The sequence below is a fragment of the Kribbella albertanoniae genome, from assembly GCF_004348455.1.
Lineage (GTDB): Bacteria > Actinomycetota > Actinomycetes > Propionibacteriales > Kribbellaceae > Kribbella > Kribbella albertanoniae.
Genome location: NZ_SMKA01000011.1, coordinates 1 through 23,368, shown reverse-complemented (window position 1 = coordinate 23,368; position 23,368 = coordinate 1). Strand labels below are relative to the sequence as shown.

Here is a 23,368-nt window from a genome sequence, read left to right as displayed (position 1 = left end):
TGGGTTTCGGGTGTGGTACTGACGTACACTCGGTTGTTGGCTCTTTTCGAGCCATAGTCAGTCACGTCTACAGAAGTGCGAGGACATGCCCAAAAAAGAGGGAGTTATCGAACTCGAGGGCACCATCGTCGAGGCCCTGCCGAACGCGATGTTCCGTGTTGAACTGTCCAATGGGCACAAGGTGCTCGCGCACATCAGCGGCAAGATGAGACAGCACTACATCCGGATCCTCCCCGAGGACCGGGTCGTTGTGGAGCTGTCGCCGTACGACCTCACCAGAGGCCGCATCGTCTATCGGTACAAGTAACACGACCACCAACACCTGTCGAAGAAAGAAGCTCGATGAAGGTCAATCCGAGCGTCAAGAAGATCTGCGACAAGTGCAAGGTGATCCGCCGTCACGGCCGGGTCATGGTGATCTGCGAGAACCCGCGGCACAAGCAGCGGCAGGGCTGACCAGCTCTTTCTCAGCAGGGCACGGCACTTTCGCACCACAGCGCGCACGCTCGTCCAGCACCGGTAACACGCTGGACGCTGCCCCCGGAACAGAGGCCGGGGCCTTGCCGGTGAGCACGACCGTCACCGAGGCGGGCAAGGACGCGGCGCGCCACCACACCTCTGCCGACGAAAGGACTACCGCCACATGGCACGCCTTGTAGGAGTCGACCTGCCGCGCGACAAGCGCATCGAGGTCGCACTCACCTACATCTTCGGAGTAGGCCGCACCCGCGCCCTCAAGACGCTCGAAGCCACCGGGATCTCCGGTGACAAGCGCGTCCACGAGCTGGGCGACGAGGAGCTGGTCAAGCTTCGCGACTGGATCGAAGGCAACTACCAGATCGAAGGTGACCTCCGCCGTGAGGTGACCGCGGACATCCGCCGCAAGATCGAGATCGGGTCGTACCAGGGCCGCCGGCACCGCAGCGGTCTGCCGGTGCGCGGTCAGCGCACCAAGACGAACGCCCGCACCCGTAAGGGTCGCAAGAAGGCAATCGCCGGCAAGAAGAAGAAGTGACCCGGATGACCCTCGACCCATTGCTGCCGATTCAGTCCAGGAGTAACTGACTTATGCCTCCCAAGAGCCGCACTGCGGCCGGCGCCAAGAAGGTGCGCCGCAAGGAGAAGAAGAACGTGGCCGCCGGCCACGCGCACATCAAGAGCACGTTCAACAACACGATCGTGACGATCACCGACCCGACCGGCGCGGTCATCTCGTGGGCTTCCGCGGGCACCGTCGGCTTCAAGGGTTCGCGCAAGTCCACCCCGTTCGCCGCGCAGATGGCCGCCGAGGCCGCCGGACGCCGCGCGATGGAGCACGGCATGCGCAAGATCGACGTGTTCGTGAAGGGTCCCGGCTCCGGCCGTGAGACCGCGATCCGTTCGCTGGGTGCCGTCGGCCTCGAGGTCGGCACCATCCAGGACGTCACCCCGACCGCACACAACGGCTGCCGCCCTCCCAAGCGGCGCCGGGTCTGACCCAGAGAGAGGCAGGTAACTAACAATGGCCCGTTACACCGGACCCATGACCAAGAAGTCGCGCCGTCTCGGGGTCGACCTCGTCGGTGGCGACAAGGCGTTCGAGCGTCGTCCGTACCCCCCGGGTATGCACGGCCGCGGCCGTCCGAAGGAGAGCGAGTACCTGCTCCAGCTGCGCGAGAAGCAGAAGGCCCGCTTCTCGTACGGCGTGCTGGAGAAGCAGTTCCGCCGGTACTACGAGGAGGCCTCGCGGCGCTCCGGCAAGACCGGTGACAACCTGCTGATCATCCTGGAGTCCCGTCTCGACAACGTGGTCTACCGCTCGGGCCTGGCCCGGACGCGTCGGCAGGCCCGTCAGCTCGTGACCCACGGGCACTTCACCGTGAACGGCATCAAGGTGAACATCCCGTCGTACCGCGTCTCGGCCCACGACATCATCGATGTCAAGGCCAAGTCCGTCGAGACGACGCCGTTCATCATCGCCCGGGAGACGCACGCCGAGCGTGTGGTTCCGGCCTGGCTCGAGGTGATGCCGGAGCGTCTGCGCATCCTCGTCCACCAGCTGCCGACCCGGCAGCAGATCGACACCCAGGTCTCCGAGCACCTGATCGTCGAGCTCTACTCGAAGAACTGATCCGGTTCCGGCCGGTGGCCCAGGCCGCCGGCCGGATCGGTGTTCTTCAGTCCTCGCGGCCTCAAATAGTGGTCGTCGCGAACCAGTGAAGGAACAAGAAGTTGCTTATCGCACAGCGTCCCACCCTGACCGAAGAGGTCGTCGACGAGCACCGTTCGCGGTTCGTCATCGAGCCGTTGGAGCCGGGTTTCGGCTACACCCTCGGTAACTCGATCCGCCGGACCCTGCTGTCCTCGATCCCCGGCGCCGCCGTCACCAGCATCAAGGTCGACGGTGTCCTGCACGAGTTCTCGACCGTTGCCGGGGTGAAGGAGGACGCCACCCAGCTGATCCTGAACCTGAAGGACCTGGTCGTCTCCTCCGAGCACGACGAGCCGGTCACCATGTACCTGCGCAAGCAGGGCCCCGGTGACGTCACCGCCGCGGACATCGCGCCGCCGGCCGGTGTCGAGGTGCACAACCCGGACCTGAAGATCGCCACCCTGAACGAGAAGGGCCGGCTCGAGATGGAGCTGGTCGTGGAGCGTGGCCGCGGTTACGTGTCCGCGATCCAGAACAAGTCCGCGGACGCCGAGATCGGCCGGATGCCGGTCGACTCGATCTACTCCCCGGTCCTCAAGGTCACCTACAAGGTCGAGGCGACCCGGGTCGAGCAGCGCACCGACTTCGACCGGCTGGTGGTCGACGTCGAGACCAAGCCGTCGATGCTGCCCCGCGACGCCGTCGCGTCGGCCGGTAAGACGCTGGTCGAGCTGTTCGGTCTGGCCCGCGAGCTGAACGTCGAGGCCGAGGGTATCGACATCGGCCCGTCGCCGGTGGACGAGCAGATGGCCGCCGACCTGGCCCTGCCGGTCGAGGACCTGCAGCTCACCGTCCGGTCGTACAACTGCCTCAAGCGTGAGGGCATCCACACCGTGGGTGAACTGATCTCGCGCAGCGAGCAGGACCTGCTGGACATCCGCAACTTCGGCTCCAAGTCGATCGACGAGGTCAAGCTGAAGCTGGCCGAGATGGGCCTGTCGCTGAAGGACTCGCCTCCCGGCTTCGACCTGCGTGCGGCCGCCGAGGCCTACGGCACGGAGTCCGAGGACGACGACGAGAGCTTCGCCGAGACCGAGCAGTACTGAGCTGTTCTGAAACCCACCCCGGGCTCTGTTTTCGGGGCCTGAATCCTTCTGGAGTAAGAGATGCCTACCCCCACCAAGGGTGCCCGGCTGGGCGGCAGCCCGGCGCACGAGAAGCTGATCCTCAGCAACCTCGCGACGTCGCTGTTCGAGCACGGCGCCATCACCACCACCGCGGCCAAGGCCAAGCGCCTGCAGCCGCTGGCCGAGTCGATGATCACCAAGGCGAAGCGTGGTGACCTGAACTCCCGCCGCCAGGTGATGAAGCGGATCCGGGACAAGAGCGTTGTGCACGTGCTCTTCACCGAGATCGGCGAGCGGTACGCCGACCGTCCGGGTGGTTACACCCGCATCATCAAGCTCGGCCCGCGCAAGGGTGACAACGCGCCGATGGTGAAGATCGAGCTCGTCGAGGCGCTGTCGGACTCGCCGAAGGCGAAGAAGACCGCCAAGAAGGCGCCGGCCAAGAAGGCCGAGCCGAAGGTCGAGGACAAGGTCGCCGACGAGGTCAAGGACGAGAAGGTCCAGGACGTTGTGGCCGGCAAGTTCGAGAACTCGGCCGCACCGCTGGCCGACGACTCGGCGCCGGAGGGCTTCACCATCAAGGGCAACGAGAACTCGATGAAGTACCACACCACCGAGTCCCCGTGGTACGCCCAGACGGTCGCCGAGGTCTGGTTCAAGACCGAGGAAGACGCCGTCGCCGCGGGCTTCGCCAAGGCCGGCGAGACCGAGGACGACAAGTAAGTCTCAGCATCACGGCAGCGCCCCCGCACCTCACGGTGTGGGGGCGCTGTTGCGTTAGATTGGCGTGTGCGTTGGCGGATTGACCTCAGTTACGACGGGACGGCCTTTCATGGCTGGGCTCGTCAGGATGGTCTCCGGACCGTGCAGGGATCGCTCGAGGACGCGCTGCAGACGGTTCTGCGGTTGCCCGAGCGGCTGGCCGTGACCTGCGCCGGCCGCACGGATACCGGCGTACACGCTCGTGGTCAGGTGACACACTTCGATCATGAAGGCGCTGTGGAGCCGTTCAGGCTCTTGAGGGCGCTCAACGGCGTCCTGCCTGCGGATGTAGTCGTCAAGGCCGTGACGGCGGCTCCAGAGGGCTTTGACGCGCGGTTCTCTGCGCTTGCCCGCCGGTATGTGTACCGGCTGTGCGATGAGCAGGCCGGCTGGGATCCGCTGACGCGAGGGCATGTACTGCGGGTAACTCGCTCGCTGGACGTGGATCGGATGAACGCGGCGGCAGGTCAGCTGCTGGGCGAGCACGACTTCGCGGCGTTCTGCAAGAAGCGGGAGGGCGCCAGCACAGTGCGAGCTCTGCTGGACTTCTCGTGGCAGCGCACGGGACCCGGGCTGTTAGAGGGCACTGTGGTCGCAGATGCCTTCTGTCACTCGATGGTGCGGGCGCTGGTGGGTTCGATGATCCCGGTGGGTGACGGGCGTCGAGAGGTGGACTGGCCGGCCGGAGTGCTGGCCGGCAAGGTGCGGGACTCCGCGGTGGCGGTAGTGCCTGCGCACGGGCTCACACTGGAAGAAGTGCGGTATCCGGCAGACAACGAGCTGGCTGCGCGGGCCCTGGAGGCCCGGCAGGTCAGGGGAGAGGTACACCAGCGTGGCTGACCACTACTTCTCGGCAGAGCCCGGTTCGCCGGACGTACGCCGTACTGTCGAGGGCAGGATCTGGGGACGGGACTACACGTTCACCACGGCGACCGGAGTGTTCTCCAGAGACCGCCTCGACATCGGTACGGCGGTTCTGCTGCGTGAGGTGGCCGCCCCGACGGGCTCGGGGACGTTCCTCGACCTGGGGACGGGCTACGGGCCGATTGCCTGCGCACTGGCGGTCGAGTCGAGTGCTGAGGTGTGGGCGGTCGATGTGAACAACCGGGCGCTGGAGCTGACCGCTGAGAACGCCAAGGCGGCCGGGGTCGCGGACCGCGTGCACACCGCACTGCCCGACGACGTACCGGCGGACCTGCTCTTCGACCAGATCTGGTCGAATCCGGCGATCCACATCGGCAAGCCCGAGCTGCACAAGATGTTGTTGCGTTGGCTTGCTCGCCTTGCGCCCGACGGCGTGGCATGGTTCGTGGTCGGCAAGAACCTCGGTGGCGACTCGCTGCAGCGCTGGATGACCGAGCAGGGCTATCCCTGCGAGCGCGTCGGCAGCGCCAAGGGGTTCCGGGTACTGCGTGCAACGAACGCGGGTCCGGCGCCGTCCTGAGGGTTATGGAGGCAGCCTTGGCGGCAGCGGAGGCGCGATCGGAGTCGATCGAGTTCGAGCAGTGGGTCGGTCAGAAGGCTGACGCACTGATGCGGTTCGCCTATGTGCTCACCGGGGACCGCACGCTGGCCGAGGACGCCGTCCAGGACGCCCTGACGACCGCCTGTGCCCGCTGGGCACGGGTCAGCCGGGCCGACGACCCGGAGGCCTACGTGAAGCGGATGGTGGTGAACGCGCACATCTCCTGGTGGCGGCGCTTCCGCCGCCGCGAGGCACCTGTTGAGGACCCGGTCCGTAGTGCGCCTGCCGCACCGGACGGTGCGGCGGCCAGGGCCGAGTCCGAGGAAGTCTGGGCGCTGTGCGCGACGCTGCCGGACAAACAACGCGCAGCTGTCGTACTGCGCTTCTACGAAGAGCTTTCCTACGCCGAGATCGGTGTGCTGCTGCACTGTGCGGAGGCCACGGCCAGATCGCACGTGCACCGCGCACTGGCCGCACTGAAGACCACGCTGAGCAAGGAAGGAGCCGAGGATGCCTGAGCACGACCCTGAGCAGGAGCTCGGCCCCAAGTTCGCCTCGGCCTTTCAGAACCGTGCTGATGCCACAGAGGTGTCAGGCAGCCGGATGGCGGCGGTTGCGCGTGGGCGCGTTCGGCGGCGTCGACAGGCAGTGATGTCGACCGCAGCGGCGGTGCTGGTCGTCGTGGCGATCGGTGGCGCGTGGAACCTGACCGGCTCGTCGTCGATGAACTCCGAGACGGCGGGCAGTGCGGGCGACAGCAAGGGCGCAACGTCCGACAGCGGCGTACAGCGCACCCCGGAGGGCGTTTCCAGTCAGCCGATTGCGCCGCAGGACACGGGGTGCCCGGCGGCTCATCCGATCCTCAAGGCGCCGGCGACGAACGCCGTACCGGCTGGGACCGGTCTTGACGTCAGTACGCCGGTGTCGGGGCTGCTGGCGTGCCGCTACGACCTCAAGCGCGGTGCACTGCTCGGGCAGCAGACGTACAGTCCGGCGATCGCACAGCAGGTGGTCGATGCGATCAAGCCGCTGCCCGAGATGAACTCGCAGCTGCCCGTGTTCAAGTGCGCGCCACAGACCGCTCAGCCAAGTGAGGCGATCGTGCTGCGGTTCACCACAGCGGCCGGGATCCGGGAGATCTGGGTGGAGTACACCGGCTGCAACACTCCGGGCTTCTTCACCGGCTCACACACCTACGGTCTGTTCGCGGCGCCGCTGAAGCTGTTCATGACCGGTCCGGTCCGGCCGGCCGGCAGCACCTACCTGGATGCCCTGACGGGCTGGTGATGCGATATCCGTTCGCCTGCTGACGGGTCCGCCGGTCAGACTGGGGGAATGGGTCACGTAGAGGTCGCCGGTATCGGGTTCGAGCTACCGGACGGGCGGGTGCTGCTGGACGACGTCACGTTCCGGGTGGGGGACGGTGCGAAGGTCGCACTGGTCGGGGCGAACGGTTCGGGCAAGACCACGCTGACCAAGATCATCGCGGGCGACCTGAAGGCGCACAGCGGCAGTGTCGCGCGCTCCGGGGGTCTCGGAGTGATGCGCCAGTTCGTCGGCTCGGTCCGCGACTCGTCGACCGTGCGGGATCTCCTGCTCGGTGTAGCGCCGGAGGCGATCCAGCAGGCGGCCGAGACGCTGGAGAAGGCCGAGCTGGTGATGATGGAAGACGAGAGCGAGAAGAGCCAGCTCAAGTACGCGCAGGCGATCTCCGACTGGGGCGAGGTCGGCGGGTACGACGCAGAGGTGCTCTGGGACGTCTGCACGATGTCTGCGCTCGGCGTGCCGTTCGAGAACTGCCGCTGGCGTGAGGTGAAGACGCTGTCCGGTGGTGAGCAGAAGCGCCTGGTGCTCGAGGCCCTACTGCGCGGGCCGGACCAGGTGCTGATGCTGGACGAGCCGGACAACTACCTCGACGTACCGGCGAAGCGGTGGCTTGAAGAGCAACTGCGCACCAGCGACAAGACGGTGCTGTACATCAGCCACGACCGTGAGCTGCTGGCCAACACTGCGACCCGGATCATCACTGTCGAGCTCGGTGCGGCCGGCAACACCGCGTGGACGCACGGCGGTGGCTTCCGCACGTACCACGAGGCCCGGCAGCACCGCTTCGAGCGGTTCGAGGAGCTGCGCCGGCGCTGGGACGAGGAGCACGCGAAGCTCAAGGCTCTGGTGCAGATGTACAAGGTCAAGGCGGCCTACAACGACGGCCTCGCCTCGCGCTACAAGGCCGCACAGACCCGGCTGCGCAAGTTCGAGGAGGTTGGCCCGCCACAGGAGCTGCCGCGTGAGCAGAAGGTCAGCATGCGGCTGACCGGCGGCCGCACCGGCAAACGGGCAGTGGTGGCCACCGGGCTGGAGCTGACCGGCCTGATGAAGCCCTTCGATCTGGAGGTCTGGTACGGCGAACGAGTCGCCGTACTGGGTTCCAACGGGTCCGGGAAGTCGCACTTCCTCCGGCTGCTCGCCAATGGCGGTACCGACCCGGACATCGAGCACCAGCCGATCGGTGAGGTTCCGATAGCACCGGTCGCTCACAGCGGAGTCGTGAAGCTCGGTGCGCGCGTGCGGCCGGGCTGGTTCGCCCAGACCCACGAGCACCCGGAGTTGGTCGGCAAGACGTTGCTGGAGATCCTGCACCGCGGTGACGAGCACCGTGACGGCATGGGGCGGGAGCTGGCCTCGCGCAAGCTCGACCGCTACGAGCTGGCCCACGCCGCCGAGCAAACCTTCGACAGCCTCTCCGGTGGTCAGCAGGCGCGTTTCCAGATCCTGCTGCTGGAGCTGTCCGGTGCCACCCTGCTGCTGCTCGACGAGCCCACCGACAACCTGGACGTCGAGTCCGCCGAGGCGCTCGAAGAAGGCCTGGACTCCTTCGACGGCACGGTCCTCGCCGTCACCCACGACCGCTGGTTCGCCCGCGGCTTCGACCGCCACCTCGTCTTCGGCGCCGACGGCACCGTCTACGAGTCCAACGAACCAGTCTGGGACGAGGGGCGCGTGCAGCGCGCCCGCTGAGCCGTACAGTTCTCCCACCTGTGCTGGAGGGGGACTCCGATGACACGCGAGATGGCGGCCCGCTGGGCCGGCAGCGTCGTACCCAGCTGGCTCTACCGCTGGCTGCTGCCGGTGGGCTGGGCCGTGGCCATCGTGGTGTCGATGGTTGCCGGTGACGAGGTGCGGTGCTCGGTCGAGGACCCGGCGTACTGCGGGCCGGACCGGACCTTCTCGCTGGTAATGATCGTCTGCCTCGCGTCGGTTGCGCTGCTGTGGTGGCAGCCGATGGTTGCTGTCGCTGCCGGCGTGCTCTTCGTCGCGTTCGAGCTCCGGTTCGACGACCTCGCGGAGGCGAAGCTCGCCTGGACGATCTACGGCGCCCTGTGTGCTGCCTTGCTCTGCTGGATGCTGACGGCCAGCCAGAAGCAGCGGTCACTGGTCAGGCGGGCGCAGCGCCGTCAGGTGCAGGTCCCCGCGGCCGCGCCGGTCGGCGTCACCGCTCGCCTCCTCGTTGCAGGTGCACTTGTGCTGGTAGGGGTCGCTGCGCTGCTGCTGATGCGCTGGCAGGACGGGCAGGAGGCGGAGCACCTGCAGCGCGCTGTGGAGCAGACAGCCGTCGTGAAGGCGTATGGCGAAGAAGACGACGTCATCCTGGAGCTGCCGGACGGCCGCACCCACACCGTCACCATGTACGACGACTACGAGATCGGTGCGCAGATCCCTGTCCTCGTGGACCCCGCAGACGGCGACTGGGTCAGACCGGTCGCGGAACCCGCCGACTACACCCACTGGATCACGGTGGCCGGCGGAGCCTGGGTTCTGGCCGGTCTGTTCGCGCTGCGGGACGCCCGGCTCCGGCGGTCTCGGCCGCGGCGGGCCTGGCTGGCGCAGGGGCTGCCGGTGCGGATCGAGCCGGACGCGTCGTCGGGGTTCGCGGTGTACTCCGCGGACGGCGCCGTACTGCTGGGATTCGTCCAGCTCGAGGCGGATGACGATGACACGGACCTCGAGCTGCTGGAGGCTTTCGACGCGCTCGACGAAGAGAACGAGGCGATACCGCCGAAGTACCGGCGTGAGCTCTTGGCGAGGCTGCAGCAGTACCGCGGTGAGGCGTTGCTGGTGGGCGATCTGGCCGAGCGGGCTTGGCCGACGGTTCTGCTCGGTGAGCACGTCTTCCGCGCAACCCGGCCGTTCCGAACCCCGCGGCAGCTGCCGTGGTGGCGCGAGTCGACGGACGGGGTGGACGGCCCGCCGAACGCGCAGGACCTGCCGCCCGAGCCCGAGATCGAGCCGGCTGCCGACCTGCCCGTGCTGCCGTGGGAGGCGCCGCTGGAACCGCGCTACTGGTGGGCGCGGCCCGCGCTCGCCGCACTGTTGGTCGGGCTGCCGGTCGCGGCCGCGGTGTTCGCCACCTGGGACGACTGGATCGTCGCGATCGGAATCGTGGCCTTCGGCACCGAACTGGTCCACCTCGCGAGCGTCCAGGTGTTCTTCCGGGTGACTGCCACCGCAACGCAGCTGCAGGTCCGCAACGGTTGGTTCGAGCAGCTCCTGCCGTGGACCTCCGTCACCGCCGTCGAGGTCGACGAGAACTGGCTGAATGTCGACACGGATGACGAATTGCACGTACTCAGGGGAGTGGCGACCGATCAGGTGGAACGGGTCGCCTCCGTGTTCGAGGCGCTCCGGTTGCGGGCCGCTGCGACGGGTGAGAAGAAGGTACGGCGGCGCCCGGCGCCGGCGCTGTGGCTGGAGATCGGGTTCCTGGTCGTCGGTGCGTTGATTCTCGCGGTGGTCCGGTTCGCCTAGCTCCAGCCGTCGCGGTATGCGGTCCAGTGGTCGTCTGTGGCGGTGAAATCGACGTACATGGCCAAGCCGAAGTTTTGGCGGGTTGAGTCGCCCAGGCCGAGGCGGGCGCCGCGGACTGCGGCAGCGACGGTTTCTGCGTGGCCCCAGTGGGACGGGTTGCTTTCCCAGTACGCCGGGAGACCCATGAGGAGGTCGGTGCCGGGTGGGGTGACCTCCAGGGCCAGCTTGGTCTGCTTGGCGACATAGCCGCCGTACAGGGACTCCAGCGGCATGGCTGTGTCGTAGGACATCACTGCGATCTGGTTGACGCGCTCAGCGACCTGGCGGAAGTAGTCCTGGGACCACCACTTGTCGACCGGGATCCGGTGCAGTTGCCAGAGCGGATCGATCTGGTGCGCCGCTACGGACAGCGGTGCGCCTAGTGCGCGCGTCTCGTCCAGTACGGCGAGGAAGCCGCGTGACCCGGACCGCACTGGCTCGAAGTCGTAGTGGATGCCCTGAAACCCTTGCTCCAGCACGGCTTTCGCCGAGGCCACCACCTGTGACCGGACTGCGGCGTCGTCGAGATCCATGCCAGGGTTCTTGCCCGGCTGTACGACGTCGCCCAGCCACGCCTGCACCCGGACGTCGGGCGCCGCTGCCCGCATCGCGGTCGTGAACCAGCGCGCGCGTGGTGACACCTTGGCCAGGTCCAGCGTGCCGTCGTGTTCCAGCGGACCGGTGTGCACGTACAGCTCCCGGATGCCGGTGCCCTGCAGTCGCTTGGCGAGCGCGGTGACGTCAGCCGCGGTCTTACGGCCGTCGACCCAGGCATGGCCGAGCCAGAACGCGTCATGGTTCCGCGTGCGGGCCGACGACTCCCCGTCGTACTGGATGCGCAGTGAGAGCGCGAAGGCGCCGAGTGGTACCGGGATCAGCAGTGTGAGGACCAGGAGAACCAGCAGGACGACCCTGCGCCGGCGTCTCACGCAGCCGGGCGCAGACCGGCGTACACGAGGCCGAGCATCCGGTTCCGGACCTCTGGGTCGACGTTGCGTGTAGTGGCACCCCGGGAGGCGCCGATCAGCAGTGCGTAGACCTCCGGCAGGCCGGCATCACCCCGTACGGCGCCTGTGCGCTGCGCCTCGGACAGCAGGGAACCGAAGGCCTCCCGCAGCCCGGCGGCCGCCTTCCGGGCGTCCTCACCAGCCGCGATCCCGGCCGACGTCAGCGCGTCACCGATCGCGAGCTTGGCCGAGGACTCCACCACCACCTGGCTGAAGAACGTGTAGAACGCCCGCCCCGCGTTCTCCCCGGCGGCCAGCGTCAGCGCCTGGTTCCGCAACCGCTCCAGCCGCTGGGTGAGCACAGCCTCCAGCAGGTCGGTCTTGGTCGGGAAGTGCCGGAAAACGGTCGCGATACCGACCCCCGCCAGCTTGGCGACCGCATCCGTCGAAGCGTGTGGCGACTGTCCGAACACCTCGTCCGCCGCCGTCAGAATTCGCGCCCGATTGTCCCGCGCATCAGCTCGCACCCCAGACCCCTCTCCTCGTGGCAACCCCCGTGCCTCCCTAAGAGAGACGTCCCAGCGGACCCATTTGGTTGTAAGCGAAGTGAACTCTCCGTATTTAGACTCCCCAGATGACACCTGAAGAGGTCTTCCGGCGGCTGGTCGACAGCGTCGCCGCCGGCCGGTACGCCGGACTCGCCGAGCTGTACGCCGAACAGACCGACGTACGGCATCCGATGCATCCGGAGCGCCCGGAGCCGTTGCGGTCCCGGGACGAGCTGCGGGCGCACTTCGGTGGCGGTGAGGACGCACAGGAGGACCCGGTGGTGCGCTTCGAGGCGGTGGACGTCGTGGTGCACCGGACCGAGGACCCTGAGGTGATCGTGGGGGAGTTCGCGTACCTCGGGACGGTGGCGGGTTCCGACGAGTCGTTCCGCGTGCCGTGTGTGTTCGTGCTGCGGGTGCGCGACGGGGAGATCGTGGAGTCGCGGGACTACGTCGACCACGCCGCGATGGCGAAGGCACGGGAGCGGATCGGCGAGATCACGCGGGAACCGGAGGGGTCCGGGGCTGCGTCGTAGGTCCAGAAGCGCAGAAACGGCCCTGGTCCCTGGCAAATAAGCCGGACCGGGGCCGTTCCCAATACTCCTAGATCAGCGGTCGCCCATCGGGACGTAGCTGACGCCGCGGGCACCCGTGTAGATCTGCTTCGGGCGGGCGATCTTCTGGTCGGTGTCGCCGAGCGACTCCGACCACTGGGCCAGCCAGCCCGAGGTGCGCGGGATGGCGAACAGCACCGTGAACATCTCCGGCGGGAACTGCAGGGCCTCGTAGATCAGGCCCGAGTAGAAGTCGACGTTCGGGTAGAGCTTGCGGGAGACGAAGTACTCGTCCTCGAGCGCGATCTTCTCCAGCTCGACGGCGATCTTCAGCAGCGGGTTGATCCCCGTCACCTCGAACACGTCGTCGGCGGCCTTCTTGATGATCTTGGCCCGCGGGTCGTAGTTCTTGTAGACCCGGTGGCCGAAGCCCATCAGCCGCTCTTCGCCGTTCTTCACGCCCTCGATGAACGACGGCACGTTGTCGACCGAGCCGATCCGGCGGAGCATCTTCAGCACCGCCTCGTTGGCGCCACCGTGCAGCGGGCCGTAGAGGGCGGCGATGCCACCGGTCACCGCGGAGTACGGGTCGACCTGGGTGGAGCCGATCGCGCGGACCGCGTTGGTGGACGCGTTCTGCTCGTGGTCGGCGTGCAGGATGAACAGGATCTCCAGTGCGCGCACCAGCCGGTCGTCGGCGGCGTACTTGGGCTCGCTCATCTTGAACAGCATCGACAGGAAGTTCGCCGCGTAGCTGAGCTCGTTGTCCGGGTAGACGTACGGCTTGCCCTGCGCGTGCCGGAACGAGAAGGCGCCCAGCGTCGGCATCTTCGCGATCAGGCGGCGGATCTGGAGTGCGCGGGACTCCTCGTCGAAGATCTCCCGCGACTCCGGGTAGAACGTGGACAGGGCGCCGACCGAGGCCAGCAGCATGCCCATCGGGTGCGCGTCGTACCGGAAGCCCTGCATGAAGGTCTTCAGGTTCTCGTGCACGAAGGTGTGATATGTCACGTCATGCACCCAGGCTTCGTACTCCGCCTTGTTCGGCAGCGCGCCGTTCACCAGCAGGTACGCGACCTCGAGGTAGTTCGACTGCTCGGCGAGCTGCTCGATCGGGTACCCGCGGTATTCCAGGATGCCCTTGTCACCGTCGATGAAGGTCACCGAGGACCGGGTCGAGGCGGTGTTGACGAAGCCGGGGTCGTAGGTGGCGAGGCCACCGTCTCCGTCGGATGCACTGATCTGCTTGAGATCTGCGGCACGGATGGTGCCATCGGTGATGGCAAGGTCGTAGTCCTTGCCGGTCCGGTTGTCCCGGACGGTGAGCGACTGTTCGGTCACGATGCCCTCTTCGGAAGCTGGCGTCATCGCCCGGGTGAGTGAGGGTGTATATCAGCCGGCGGGACGCGATTCGGACTGCAATCTTCACCGCTAAACTAGTGCGGTCCGCAGCTCGTTCCAAGCCGGGGTGCCCGACCCGTTCGGTCTCACTTTGACCCCGGGTGGCGTACGCCGGTATTCTGGGCTGCTGTTGTGCGTTTCAGGTCCCGAAGAGGTTCAATCCCGCCGGCGGACCGCTCGCCGACGTACTTGTTTTGTCAACCTCTGAGAAACGAAGGTCAACGACCGTGCGCACGTACAGCCCGAAGCCTGCGGACGTCACTCGCGAGTGGCACGTGATCGACGCTACCGATGTGACGCTCGGTCGGCTCGCCGTTCAGATCGCCACTCTTCTGCGCGGCAAGCACAAGCCGACGTTCGCTCCGCACGTCGACGGCGGCGACTTCGTCGTCGTCATCAACGCCTCCAAGGTCGCCCTGTCCGGCACCAAGCGCACGGACAAGCTGGCCTACCGCCACTCGGGTCACCCGGGTGGTCTGACGGCCACGCCGATCGGCGAGATCCTCGACAAGGATCCCCGCAAGGCCGTCGAGAAGGCTGTCTGGGGGATGCTCCCGAAGAACCGTCTCAGCCGGAAGCTGCTCACCAAGCTGAAGGTCTACGCCGGTCCGGAGCACCCGCACACCGCCCAGCAGCCGAAGCCGTTCGAGATCACCCAGATCGCCCAGTAAGCGATCGACGAGCCAGGTAAACGAGGATTTTCAGCGTGAGCGACATCACCACCGAGACTGCAGAGTTCGACCCCGAGGTTCCCATCGACAACGAGGGCCCGGTCGCCTACACCTCCGAGACGAACCCGAGTCCGGAGCAGCGTGCCGAGACGGGTCGCGTCGCGGTGATCAACCCGGCCGGCGCCACCGGCCGCCGCAAGGAGGCCGTCGCCCGCGTCCGCCTCGTGCCCGGCACCGGCAGCATCACCGTCAACGGCAAGCCGATCGACGTCTACTTCCCGAACAAGGTTCACCAGCAGCACGTGAACGAGCCGTTCGTCGTCGCGGGCCTCGAGGGCTCGTACGACGTCATCGCCCGGATCAACGGCGGTGGCATCACCGGCCAGGCCGGTGCGCTGCAGCTCGGGATCGCCCGCTGCCTGAACGCCGCCGACGAGGAAGCGAACCGTCCTGGCCTCAAGAAGGCCGGTCTGCTGAGCCGCGACGCGCGCATCAAGGAGCGGAAGAAGGCCGGTCTCAAGAAGGCCCGCAAGGCTCCTCAGTACAGCAAGCGCTGATCACCTGATGGGGCGTTTGTTCGGTACGGACGGAGTCCGTGGCCTGGCAAACGTGGACCTGACCGCAGAGCTGGCGCTCGACCTTTCGGTCGCGGCAGCTCATGTACTCGGCGAGGCCGGTGCCTTCGAAGGGCACCGGCCACGCGCCGTTGTGGGGCGGGATCCACGCGCCAGTGGAGAGTTCCTGGAAGCCGCTGTGGTGGCCGGACTGGCCAGCGCCGGCGTCGACGTGTTCCGGCTCGGCGTGCTGCCGACCCCGGCCGTCGCCTATCTGACCGGTGCGACCGGTGCCGATCTCGGCGTGATGCTGTCCGCGAGCCACAACGCGATGCCGGACAACGGCATCAAGTTCCTGGCCCGTGGCGGGATCAAACTCGACGACAAGATCGAGGACGCCATCGAGGTCCGGATGAACGAGGACTGGCAGCGCCCGACCGGCGCGGCCGTCGGTCGCGTTCTCGACGACGGGCAGGGTTTCGAGACGTATGTCTCGCACCTGGTCCGCTCGGCGCCGAACCGGTTCGACGGGGTCAAGGTCGTCATCGACTGCGCGAACGGCGCCGCCTTCGGGACGGCTCCGGAGGCGCTGCGCCGGCTCGGCGCCGAGGTGATCACCTACGCCGCCGCTCCGGACGGCCTGAACATCAACCTGAACTGCGGATCCACCCACCTGGAGGGTCTGCAGCGTGAGGTGATCGGGCACCGCGCCGACCTGGGCATCGCCCTGGACGGCGACGCCGACCGCTGCCTGGCGGTCGACGCCAACGGTGAACTGGTGGACGGTGACCAGATCCTCGCGATCCTGGCGCTGTCGATGCGCGACAGCGGCCGGTTGTCCAACGACACCGTGGTCGCGACCGTGATGAGCAACCTCGGTTTCGTCCAGGCGATGGTCCGGGAGCGGATCGCGGTCGAGCAGACCAAGGTCGGCGACCGGTACGTGCTGGAGGCGATGAAGGCCGGCGGGCACAAGCTCGGCGGTGAGCAGTCCGGGCACGTGATCCTGTCCGACCACGCCACCACCGGTGACGGCACGCTGACCGCGGTCATGCTGCTGGCCAGGATCGCCCAGACCGGGAAGACGCTGGCCGATCTGGCCGGCGTGATGACCCGGCTGCCGCAGGTCCTCGTCAACGTCAAGAACGTGGACAAGGACCGCGCCGGCACCGATGCCGCCGTACAGGCTGCTGTCGCCGAGGCGACCAAGCGGCTCGGCGACACCGGCCGGGTGCTCCTGCGCCCGTCGGGCACGGAGCCGTTGGTCCGGGTGATGGTCGAGGCCGAGTCCTCCGACACGGCCGACGAGATCGCCCACTCCCTCGCCGACGTGGTCGCGGCTTCACTCAAGCTCTGAAGAAGTAGCTAAGGCCCGGAACACTTCTCGTGTTCCGGGCCCTCTGCTGTCTCAGGTGACGGAGATGTCGACTGAGGGGCGGAGCTCGGCGGCTACGGCGAGGGCTTCGTGGACGGGGTTGTGGAGGAAGGACTCGATGGCCTTCGGGTCAGCCGGGTTGGCGAGGGCGGGCAGGGCTAGCTGTTCGTAGGCCGCCTGGAAGCGGGGGCCCCAGCGCCGGGTGCCGAGGCGGGCGGTGCGGGAGCAGTTGTCGACCATGTAGGCGACGTCGCGGGCGTGCATGTAGGGGAGCAGTGAGTCGACGGCCTCGATGATCGACTCGTTCACGATCTCCGACCAGACATGACCGCGGGCCGCGAATTCGTCCACCTGGGCTGTCATCGTGGCAACGAAGAGCCCGGCGGTGACGGGGTCGATGGTTGTCGTCGCGCCTCGGCGGGCGTGCACCTCGGCGCTGTGCGACCACATCTCGCTGCCCGCGATCGCGGTCATCGGCCGGGTGGCCAGGCGGCTCTCGGCCAGGATGACGCTGCGGAGTTCGGTGCCCTCGGCAACTTCATCGTAGATCTCGGCGACCAGATCGCGAGCAGGCTGGTAGGTCGCGCTGTAGGCACGATCGAACAGATCCTGGTCCGCACCGGACAAAGCAGCCCGTACGGCGGGTAGTCCGGCGGCCGAGATCGTCCGTGCGATCGGCCCGGTCACCGCCTCGGTGGACCGCTCGTACGCCGTGATCGGGTCGGCCCCTTCGAGCCGGAAGTACCGGTAGAGCGCCTCGACCAGGCCGTGGACCGCGCCGAGCAGGATCGCCCGTTCACCGACGATGTCCGAGCGGTACTCGGACGACAACGTGGTGGCGAACGTGTACGGCGACCCGAGGGCGACCGACCACGCCAGTGCCCGGTCGGTCGCATGCCCGTCCGGGTCGGCGTGGACCGCGATACTCGCGTTGATCCCGGCACCGTTGACCGTCGCGCCCTGCTGGTAGAGACGCCGTACCGAATCGCCCATGCCCTTCGGACAGACAGCGATCACCGGGTGGCCGGGCGGGAAGTCCTGGCCGGTGGCCTGCAGGTGGCCGAGCAGGAAGCCGTGCGACAGGCCGATCGTGGCGCCGGGTTTCAACGCTTGGAAGATCGTCTCGTGCTGGGCGGCCAGGGCGGCGTCGGCGATCAGCAGGATCACCAGGTCCGAGGCGGCCGCGACGCTCAGCAGTTCGCCGAGTGTCCCGTCCTCCTCGGTGAACCCGTTGGCGCGGGCGTCGTCAGCCGAGGTCGAGCCGGCGCGGAGGCCGACCGAGACCGTGATGCCGGTCCCGGCGAGCGAGTCGCGGAGGTTGAGGGCCTGGGCGCGGCCCTGCGGGCCCCAGCCGAGGACGCCGATCCGCTGGATGCCGTGGAAGGCCGCGGGGAGCAGCGGGAACAGGTCGCGGCCGCCGCGGAGGATCGTCTCGGATCCCCCGGGCACCGTCATGGTCTCGGTCGTGAAGACCGTCGAGTCGATGGTGGTCATGCCTTTCAGTCAAAACCGAAGCTACTCTTGCAGCAAGCGCAAGATCTGCACCGCGGCGTTTCAAAAGGTGAAACATGGATCATCGCGAGCTCGAACTATTCCTGCACCTGGCCCGGACGCTCAACTACGGCCGCACCAGCTTGGAGTGTCACGTCAGTGCCGCCACGCTCACCCGGACCATCCAGCGCCTGGAGCTGCGCACCGGGAGCAGGCTGTTCGACCGCGGTCCGCGCGGAGTGGTGCTCACGGCCGACGGTCGCCGATTCACGTCGTACGCGGAGCAGGTGCTGGGGCTGTGGAGCGACTACCGCGCGGGGACCGACGTACCGGCGGACCTGACCGGTGAGCTGCGCATCTTCGCGACTGTCACTGCCTGCGAGGCGCTGCTGCCGGACCTGCTGGCGCCACTGCACGCTGCGCACCCGCAGATCCGGCTGGACATCCGCACCGGTGACGCTGCGATGGCACTGGCTCGTTTGGACGAGGGCGAGGTCGACGCTGCCGTGGCTGGCATCCCACCGCGCCTCCCGGGCACCCTGGTCAGCCGCACCATCGCCACCACGGACCTGATCCTGGTCAGTGCGCCCGGAGTGCCGTCAGACGGCCCGTACGTCGTTCCGGCGCGCGGACTGGTGCGTGAGGCAGCGTTCCGGTGGTTCCGGGCCAGGGGGTTGCGGCCGTCGATTGCAGCGGAGCCGGACGGCCATGAGGCGCTACTGGCCCTGGTCGACCTCGGGATCGGGATCGGCATCGTCCCGCGACTGGTTCTCGACACATCGACCTTCTCCGGCCGACTGGTCGAGCGCCGCGTCCATCCGCCGCTCGACCCACTTCCGATCGGACTGTGCGTCCGCCGTACCGACCTGCACCGCCCGCTCGTCACCGCGCTATGGAACGCACCAGCTCGTTGAACTTCACCGGCTCCTCGTGCGGGATCAGATGCCCCGACTCCTCGAACCAGTGCAGCTCCTTGCTCGGCGCCGACAACAGGTCGAACCACTCGACCGCCAGCTCGGACGGAGTGGTCTGGTCGTGCCGCCCAAGGATCAGATGCACCGGTACGTCGATGGTGTGTGCGGTCCGGCTGAGATCGGCAGCCATCAGCTCTGGCAGCAGGTGCTCCCAGCAGAACTCCTGAGCCGTTGCCAGCGCTCTGCCGAAGTACTCGTCCCGCAGCTCGGCCGGGACACCGTTGATCAACGCACCCAGGTCCCGGTACGTCGTACCGCCGTACTCCGCGAGTAGTCCGCGCTGCACGACCAGGTCGAGGTAGCGGAAGCTGCCCGAGTACCGCGACTCGATCTCGCGCAGGATCCGCAACGCCCCGGTGTCTCCGGCTTCCGTTGCCTTGCGCAACGTAAACGCACAGGACGCCTGCTCGTTCCGGATCCCTGCGACGAGCGGAGCGACGCCGATGAAGCTGTGCAGCCGGTCGGGGTGCTTCGCGGCGACCGATGCGCCGATGTGGCCGCCCCACGAGTGCCCGAGCAGGTGGACCTTCTTCTGCTCGTAGCGGCTGGTCAGCCAGTTGATCAGCTCGACGGCGTCGGCGACGTACTGGGCCATGGTCATCGACGCCGGCGGAGTGTCTGGTGTGTACGTCCGCCCGGCGCCACGCTGGTCCCAGTGCACGACGTGGAAGTCCTTCTCGAGCTCCGCGTTGTAGGTGGTGAACAGCGGCATGCTGGCGAACCCTGGGCCACCGTGGAGGATCAGCAGCAGCGGGTTCTCGGTGGAACCCCGGACAACGACGTGCTGCGGCAGTCCGCCGAGCGTCAGCTTCATCGCGGGTTGTTCGCGTGGGTGAGGGTCTCCCAGGCCAGGAAGCGCCCGAGACCGGCCGGGCGCTTCTGCTGCACCCAGGTCGTGGTCTGGGGCAGGTCGTAGCCGAGCCGCTGGTGCAGCGCGTTGTAGCCGACTTCCAGGTTCGCTCCCAGACCGATGACGGGCTCTCCGCCGCACAGCCACGAGGGCTTCGGGGCGCCCAATTGCAGGCGGGAGTGGAACTCCATCGCGAAGCGCAGCCGATCCTTGGCCGCGCCGAACAGCGCCAGGCCTTGATGGCGGGCCGTCTCCGCGACGTGGGACATGGCCGCGAGCCCCCAGCCGACGTGCCCGAAGTCGCGGCAGGTTTCCTGGGTCAGGCCGTTCACGAACGTGGTCTGGTCGTGCCAGTACTTGATGAGCTCGGCTTTGGTGTTGTGGTCGCTGTTCGGTGGCGCCTTGGGCAGCGCGCCGTCCGACTCGAGGTAGATGTAGGCGGGCACCCTGCCGCGCCAGGTCGTGACCGCCTGGTCGAACGAGGCGCGGTCGTCGAGGTGCACGGCGATGCCGATGGCGGCATCGGTCATGATCAGTTCCCAGTTGCCCTGGTGGTTGGGCGCTCCGGCGATCACGGTCGGCAGGTACACGGTGCGCAGCTTGTCGGCGAACCGCGGGGCCTGGGCCCAGTCGGTGTAGGTGTGCTTGATGAGTTCGGCGGCGCGGGAGAAGTTGGCCCCGGCAAAGCCGGTCTGCAGCGGCGCGTTGCTCCCGGTGTGCTTGGTGATCACGGCTGACCAGGCGTCCATGATCTCGATCGCCTTCTCGGCGTAGCGGGAGTCCTTGGTGAGGTACCACCGCAGAGCGTGTGTGTACGCCGCATTGGCGTCCTCGCGCTCGTCCGAGCAGCCGTGGTCGGGGTTGCTGTACTCGCCGCATTCCACGACGGCGCGCGGCATGGCCGTGTAGGACAGCGACGCAGAGGGACTCTTTTGCAGCGCTTCCCACGCAGACTTCCACGGTTCCTTGCCGAGGTTGGCGGTGACGAAGTCGAGCTGAGCGCGGCTGACCAGCACACCGGGGTGCTCGAACGTGGCCGCCTGCGCAGGCTGCTGGGCAGACAAGGAGGCGGCCACGAGGAGGGTGGCGGCGAGAAGGCGAGCGAGTTTTCTTACGGGCACGGACGACTATTCAGTCAGCCGTTTACGTGGCTGTCAACGTTCTCGATCCCGGCGGCGTAGTGCGGTCAGGGTCAGTAGGACGAGGCCGGCCAGACAGAGCCACGTGAACACATCCCCGATCCTGGTGTAGAGCGTCCGGAGACCGTGGGTCGGTACCGAGACCACCATGGTCTGCTGCTCGGCGGTGAAGTAGTCCACGCTCCCGACCGAGCGGCCGAGTGGGTCGAACGCACCGGCCTGGCCGCGGCTGTCCGCGCGGATCAGCGAGTAGCCGTTCTCGACCGCGCGCAGGGCCGCCTTCTCGGTGTGCGTCCGGCCGAACTCCTGCCAGTCGTTGGACGGCACCAGCATCAGGTCCACGTTCGGCTGTTGCCGCATCAGGCTGGGGAAGTCGGCGTCGAAGCAGATCACGTTGGCGATCCGTCCGACCGGACTGTCGACCACCGGGACCTTGCCGTCGCCCGGCTCGATCATGTCCATCCCCGGCACCGGCTTGCTCTTGTCGTAGGTCCACAGTGCCTTGCCGCGTGGGTCGATGAGCACCGCCTGGTTGCGTGCGTAGTACGGCGCCTTCTGCGTGAGCACCAGCAGTCCGGCGTTGATGTAGATGCCGGTCTGGCGCGCTACGGCGGCGATCTGCAGGAGTAGTGCGTCCCGGTCGGCCTCTCGGACCAGGGTGCCGGCCTCGGGCCAGACCACGATCTGCGCGCCGGCGGCAGCCTCACGTTCGGTCGACTTCAGCAGGTCGTTGCTGACGAGCGCCAGCGCCGGCCGGACCACGGCAGGGTCGCCGGCGGTCAGTCGCTCCAGATCGTCGTACTGCGTCAGCAGTCCGTTCGATCGGTCGTCGACCGCCTTGGCCGGGCTGACAGTCGCCACCCGGACGGTTTGAGCATCAGGAGCAAAGAAGGCGATCCGGACGGTGCCGCCGACCAGTACCAGCGCCAGTACGGCGGCGTGCACGGTCGTGGCCAACCGGATGTCCGGCCAGTGCAGTCGCCGTTCCCAGATGTGCAGAACAGTTGTGGAGAACCACGCCAGGATGAAGGTGATGCCATAGGTGCCGGTGATCGATGCCAGCTGGATCAGCGGCAGGTTGGCGTGCTGTGTGGTCCCCAGAGAGCTCAGCGCGACACCCATCGGGCTGAGCGCACCCAGCACGTACTCCGCTCCGACCATGGCGGTCGGAAAGACCAGTGCGCCGACCAAACCGGGCAGCCGTGCGATCAGCAGCCGGTCCAGCAGATACGGCACGGCCAGCAACGTGCTGTAGACCAGGATGAGCGCAAACATCGGTGTGAAGACCTCAATGCCGGACTCGGCGAGGTAGAAGGCCCCACCGAGCACGTAGGCCACCCAGATACCGACGGCGCCGCTCAGGACTCGAGTACTCCGGGTGAAGCGGAGCAGGAAGATTGCGAAGACCCAGGCGGCCAAGGGCATCCCCCAGCGGCCGTGATACGCCAGCAGCGAGCCGGCGGTGCCGACCAGGAGCCAAGGCCAAGATTTGCTTTTGAGCAGCATGAACTGCTGTCCTTTCGATGATTCGTGCGCGGTGAAACACGCCCTCGGGCGTGGTGTGCGAATCCGTGGCCGCCGAGTTGCCTCTCGGCGGCCACAGCCTTTCTCAGTCGGACGGCACCTCCGGGAACGCCAGGAAGTAGGCCCGGACCGAGCGTGCGTCCGGGGCGTTGGTGCTGTCCGCGTACTTCATGAGCAGCGCGATGTACTCCTCGAAGAACTCCTCCAGTTGGCCGAGCGTGACGTTGACAGTGCCCCGGGAGAACGGCAGGGCGTCGGCCCACGGGCCGAGCTCGTCCCGCCGTCGCAGGAACCGGTGTAGCGCCTCCTCGTCCTCAGCCAGCGCCAGGTTGTTGAACTCCTGGAACACGGCCCGCATCGCCTCGCCCTGCTCGCTGTGCCGCGGGAACCGCAGATCCTGAACACTGCCCCGCCACCACCGCTCCCGGCCGTTGCCTCGGCCCGGAACCTCCTCGACGAAGCCATGCTCAGCCAGCACCCGAAGGTTGTAGCTGGTGTTACCCGTCGTCACACCGAGCTTGTGGGCCAACGTGGTGGACGTGACCTCACCACCCCGCTGCAGCTCGCTGAGGATCCGCTGACGAATCGGGTGCGCCAACACCTTCATCGCCCGCAGATCCGCGGTCCGAGGTTCATCCATAACCACACGATAATCCGTGCACGAAAACTCATGCAATCAGGGACAACCCTGGTTCCTGCCGCTCAATCGACGCTCGGCCTGGATACGGGCGGGCGTCCTGCGGACAGCTGCCGGGGGCGTGGACACCGCGTGGTGGGTCTGAACAGGAAATGACCTGTGCACGCCCACCAGTTCCTGTTCAAGCCCCCAGTTGGTGACTGCAGTACACCCGGCTCACCTGCACGGGGCGCAGCAGAGCGCCGTACCGGCAACGTCCGAAGGACGCACGCGCGCCTGGTGTTCGGATTTTCGGACGTTGTGACCGGGATGACGGCTGTCTCTTATACACAACTGACGCTGCCGACGAATAGCCTTGTGTAGATCTCGGAGG

26 protein-coding genes are annotated in these 23,368 nt (G+C 67.3%); 18 read left to right on the top strand and 8 right to left on the bottom strand.

Annotated features, from left to right (window positions below):
- The first annotated feature begins 85 nt into the window (after positions 1 to 85).
- The 13 genes from infA to E1261_RS05015 all read left to right on the top strand — a co-directional run bounded on the left by infA (position 86) and on the right by E1261_RS05015 (position 10,291).
- Positions 86 to 307, top strand: a complete 222-nt coding sequence (gene infA, locus E1261_RS05075) for a translation initiation factor IF-1 (RefSeq protein ID WP_012923661.1) — start codon at positions 86 to 88, stop codon at positions 305 to 307.
- A gap of 35 nt (positions 308 to 342) precedes the next feature.
- Complete coding sequence (rpmJ, locus tag E1261_RS05070) at positions 343 to 456, top strand: 50S ribosomal protein L36 (protein ID WP_008361054.1); 114 nt, start codon at positions 343 to 345, stop codon at positions 454 to 456.
- Positions 457 to 643: 187 nt separating this feature from the next.
- The gene (gene rpsM, locus E1261_RS05065; protein ID WP_132402604.1) at positions 644 to 1,015 is read left to right on the top strand and encodes a 30S ribosomal protein S13; all 372 of its coding nucleotides are present in this window, start codon (positions 644 to 646) and stop codon (positions 1,013 to 1,015) included.
- A gap of 53 nt (positions 1,016 to 1,068) precedes the next feature.
- Positions 1,069 to 1,476: a 30S ribosomal protein S11 gene (gene rpsK, locus E1261_RS05060; RefSeq protein ID WP_012923659.1), complete on the top strand. Its 408-nt coding sequence runs from the start codon at positions 1,069 to 1,071 to the stop codon at positions 1,474 to 1,476.
- A gap of 25 nt (positions 1,477 to 1,501) precedes the next feature.
- A complete protein-coding gene (gene rpsD, locus E1261_RS05055) occupies positions 1,502 to 2,110 on the top strand; it encodes a 30S ribosomal protein S4 (RefSeq protein ID WP_132402601.1) in 609 nt (202 codons plus the stop codon).
- Positions 2,111 to 2,211: 101 nt separating this feature from the next.
- The gene (locus E1261_RS05050) at positions 2,212 to 3,237 is read left to right on the top strand and encodes a DNA-directed RNA polymerase subunit alpha (protein WP_132402598.1); all 1,026 of its coding nucleotides are present in this window, start codon (positions 2,212 to 2,214) and stop codon (positions 3,235 to 3,237) included.
- 60 nt (positions 3,238 to 3,297) lie between these two features.
- Positions 3,298 to 3,981, top strand: coding sequence for a 50S ribosomal protein L17, sunset domain variant (gene rplQ / locus E1261_RS05045; protein ID WP_132402595.1), 684 nt, complete (start codon positions 3,298 to 3,300; stop codon positions 3,979 to 3,981).
- 66 nt (positions 3,982 to 4,047) lie between these two features.
- On the top strand, positions 4,048 to 4,860 hold the full coding sequence (gene truA, locus E1261_RS05040; protein WP_132402592.1) for a tRNA pseudouridine(38-40) synthase TruA: 813 nt from the start codon (positions 4,048 to 4,050) through the stop codon (positions 4,858 to 4,860).
- Positions 4,853 to 5,464 (top strand): class I SAM-dependent methyltransferase, encoded by a 612-nt coding sequence (locus tag E1261_RS05035; RefSeq protein WP_132402589.1) that lies wholly within the window; start codon positions 4,853 to 4,855, stop codon positions 5,462 to 5,464. The genes truA and E1261_RS05035 overlap by 8 nt, the downstream gene beginning before the upstream one ends.
- Before the next feature lie 17 nt (positions 5,465 to 5,481).
- Positions 5,482 to 6,003 (top strand): RNA polymerase sigma factor, encoded by a 522-nt coding sequence (locus tag E1261_RS05030; RefSeq protein WP_238176013.1) that lies wholly within the window; start codon positions 5,482 to 5,484, stop codon positions 6,001 to 6,003.
- Positions 5,996 to 6,772: a hypothetical protein gene (locus E1261_RS05025; protein WP_132402583.1), complete on the top strand. Its 777-nt coding sequence runs from the start codon at positions 5,996 to 5,998 to the stop codon at positions 6,770 to 6,772. The genes E1261_RS05030 and E1261_RS05025 overlap by 8 nt, the downstream gene beginning before the upstream one ends.
- Positions 6,773 to 6,820: 48 nt before the next feature.
- Positions 6,821 to 8,503: an ABC-F family ATP-binding cassette domain-containing protein gene (locus E1261_RS05020; protein WP_132402580.1), complete on the top strand. Its 1,683-nt coding sequence runs from the start codon at positions 6,821 to 6,823 to the stop codon at positions 8,501 to 8,503.
- Positions 8,504 to 8,542: 39 nt separating this feature from the next.
- On the top strand, positions 8,543 to 10,291 hold the full coding sequence (locus E1261_RS05015; protein WP_132402577.1) for a hypothetical protein: 1,749 nt from the start codon (positions 8,543 to 8,545) through the stop codon (positions 10,289 to 10,291).
- On the opposite strand, the gene E1261_RS05010 is transcribed toward E1261_RS05015, so the two are convergent.
- Together E1261_RS05010 and E1261_RS05005 are read right to left on the bottom strand one after the other, a co-directional pair.
- Positions 10,288 to 11,259, bottom strand: coding sequence for a glycoside hydrolase family 18 protein (locus E1261_RS05010; protein ID WP_132402574.1), 972 nt, complete (start codon positions 11,257 to 11,259; stop codon positions 10,288 to 10,290). The two genes, E1261_RS05015 and E1261_RS05010, sit on opposite strands and share 4 nt — an antisense overlap.
- Positions 11,256 to 11,804 (bottom strand): TetR/AcrR family transcriptional regulator, encoded by a 549-nt coding sequence (locus E1261_RS05005; protein WP_132402571.1) that lies wholly within the window; start codon positions 11,802 to 11,804, stop codon positions 11,256 to 11,258. The genes E1261_RS05010 and E1261_RS05005 overlap by 4 nt, the downstream gene beginning before the upstream one ends.
- 107 nt (positions 11,805 to 11,911) lie before the next feature.
- Here E1261_RS05005 and E1261_RS05000 point away from each other — a divergent pair, with 107 nt between their 5' ends.
- Entirely contained in the window at positions 11,912 to 12,361 is a 450-nt protein-coding gene (locus E1261_RS05000) for a nuclear transport factor 2 family protein (protein ID WP_132402568.1), read from the top strand.
- 72 nt (positions 12,362 to 12,433) lie between these two features.
- Here the strand turns inward: E1261_RS05000 and E1261_RS04995 are convergent, their stop codons facing one another.
- A complete protein-coding gene (locus tag E1261_RS04995) occupies positions 12,434 to 13,720 on the bottom strand; it encodes a citrate synthase (RefSeq protein ID WP_238176012.1) in 1,287 nt (428 codons plus the stop codon).
- Between the two features lie 287 nt (positions 13,721 to 14,007).
- Between E1261_RS04995 and rplM the strand changes: the two genes are divergently transcribed.
- From rplM to glmM, 3 genes are read left to right on the top strand one after another with little or no spacing between them, the layout of a single operon-like run.
- Positions 14,008 to 14,451 carry a 50S ribosomal protein L13 gene (gene rplM / locus E1261_RS04990; RefSeq protein ID WP_131360941.1) on the top strand — a complete coding sequence of 148 codons (444 nt, stop codon included), beginning with the start codon at positions 14,008 to 14,010 and terminating at the stop codon, positions 14,449 to 14,451.
- Between the two features lie 35 nt (positions 14,452 to 14,486).
- Entirely contained in the window at positions 14,487 to 15,008 is a 522-nt protein-coding gene (gene rpsI, locus E1261_RS04985) for a 30S ribosomal protein S9 (protein ID WP_132402562.1), read from the top strand.
- A 7-nt stretch (positions 15,009 to 15,015) separates the two neighbouring features.
- Positions 15,016 to 16,362, top strand: a complete 1,347-nt coding sequence (gene glmM / locus E1261_RS04980; RefSeq protein WP_132402559.1) for a phosphoglucosamine mutase — start codon at positions 15,016 to 15,018, stop codon at positions 16,360 to 16,362.
- A gap of 51 nt (positions 16,363 to 16,413) precedes the next feature.
- Here the strand turns inward: glmM and E1261_RS04975 are convergent, their stop codons facing one another.
- Positions 16,414 to 17,874, bottom strand: a complete 1,461-nt coding sequence (locus tag E1261_RS04975; RefSeq protein ID WP_132402556.1) for a ketol-acid reductoisomerase — start codon at positions 17,872 to 17,874, stop codon at positions 16,414 to 16,416.
- A 74-nt stretch (positions 17,875 to 17,948) separates the two neighbouring features.
- On the opposite strand from E1261_RS04975, the gene E1261_RS04970 reads away from it, so the two are divergent.
- Entirely contained in the window at positions 17,949 to 18,785 is an 837-nt protein-coding gene (locus E1261_RS04970) for a LysR substrate-binding domain-containing protein (protein WP_132402553.1), read from the top strand.
- Here the strand turns inward: E1261_RS04970 and E1261_RS04965 are convergent.
- The 4 genes from E1261_RS04965 to E1261_RS04950 all read right to left on the bottom strand — a co-directional run bounded on the left by E1261_RS04965 (position 18,754) and on the right by E1261_RS04950 (position 22,998).
- A complete protein-coding gene (locus tag E1261_RS04965; protein WP_132402550.1) occupies positions 18,754 to 19,659 on the bottom strand; it encodes an alpha/beta fold hydrolase in 906 nt (301 codons plus the stop codon). The genes E1261_RS04970 and E1261_RS04965 overlap by 32 nt on opposite strands.
- Complete coding sequence (locus tag E1261_RS04960) at positions 19,656 to 20,816, bottom strand: alginate lyase family protein (protein ID WP_132402547.1); 1,161 nt, start codon at positions 20,814 to 20,816, stop codon at positions 19,656 to 19,658. The genes E1261_RS04965 and E1261_RS04960 overlap by 4 nt, the downstream gene beginning before the upstream one ends.
- 33 nt (positions 20,817 to 20,849) lie before the next feature.
- Entirely contained in the window at positions 20,850 to 22,340 is a 1,491-nt protein-coding gene (locus tag E1261_RS04955; protein WP_132402544.1) for an apolipoprotein N-acyltransferase, read from the bottom strand.
- A gap of 103 nt (positions 22,341 to 22,443) precedes the next feature.
- On the bottom strand, positions 22,444 to 22,998 hold the full coding sequence (locus E1261_RS04950; RefSeq protein WP_132402541.1) for an ArsR/SmtB family transcription factor: 555 nt from the start codon (positions 22,996 to 22,998) through the stop codon (positions 22,444 to 22,446).
- Between the last annotated feature and the right edge of the window lie 370 nt (positions 22,999 to 23,368).

Bases quoted from the DNA above. Each gene is read 5' to 3' on its own strand.
- rpmJ (WP_008361054.1), top strand. From the start codon at position 343: ATGAAGGTCAATCCGAGCGTCAAGAAGATCTGCGACAAGTGCAAGGTG.
- rpsM (WP_132402604.1), top strand. From the start codon at position 644: ATGGCACGCCTTGTAGGAGTCGACCTGCCGCGCGACAAGCGCATCGAG.
- rpsD (WP_132402601.1), top strand. From the start codon at position 1,502: ATGGCCCGTTACACCGGACCCATGACCAAGAAGTCGCGCCGTCTCGGG.
- E1261_RS04950 (WP_132402541.1), bottom strand. From the start codon at position 22,998: ATGGATGAACCTCGGACCGCGGATCTGCGGGCGATGAAGGTGTTGGCG.
- E1261_RS04955 (WP_132402544.1), bottom strand. From the start codon at position 22,340: ATGCTGCTCAAAAGCAAATCTTGGCCTTGGCTCCTGGTCGGCACCGCC.
- E1261_RS05025 (WP_132402583.1), top strand. From the start codon at position 5,996: ATGCCTGAGCACGACCCTGAGCAGGAGCTCGGCCCCAAGTTCGCCTCG.
- E1261_RS05015 (WP_132402577.1), top strand. From the start codon at position 8,543: ATGACACGCGAGATGGCGGCCCGCTGGGCCGGCAGCGTCGTACCCAGC.
- E1261_RS05020 (WP_132402580.1), top strand. From the start codon at position 6,821: ATGGGTCACGTAGAGGTCGCCGGTATCGGGTTCGAGCTACCGGACGGG.
- E1261_RS05000 (WP_132402568.1), top strand. From the start codon at position 11,912: ATGACACCTGAAGAGGTCTTCCGGCGGCTGGTCGACAGCGTCGCCGCC.
- infA (WP_012923661.1), top strand. From the start codon at position 86: ATGCCCAAAAAAGAGGGAGTTATCGAACTCGAGGGCACCATCGTCGAG.
- E1261_RS04975 (WP_132402556.1), bottom strand. From the start codon at position 17,874: ATGACCACCATCGACTCGACGGTCTTCACGACCGAGACCATGACGGTG.
- E1261_RS04970 (WP_132402553.1), top strand. From the start codon at position 17,949: ATGGATCATCGCGAGCTCGAACTATTCCTGCACCTGGCCCGGACGCTC.
- rpsK (WP_012923659.1), top strand. From the start codon at position 1,069: ATGCCTCCCAAGAGCCGCACTGCGGCCGGCGCCAAGAAGGTGCGCCGC.
- glmM (WP_132402559.1), top strand. From the start codon at position 15,016: ATGGGGCGTTTGTTCGGTACGGACGGAGTCCGTGGCCTGGCAAACGTG.
- rplQ (WP_132402595.1), top strand. From the start codon at position 3,298: ATGCCTACCCCCACCAAGGGTGCCCGGCTGGGCGGCAGCCCGGCGCAC.
- E1261_RS04965 (WP_132402550.1), bottom strand. From the start codon at position 19,659: ATGAAGCTGACGCTCGGCGGACTGCCGCAGCACGTCGTTGTCCGGGGT.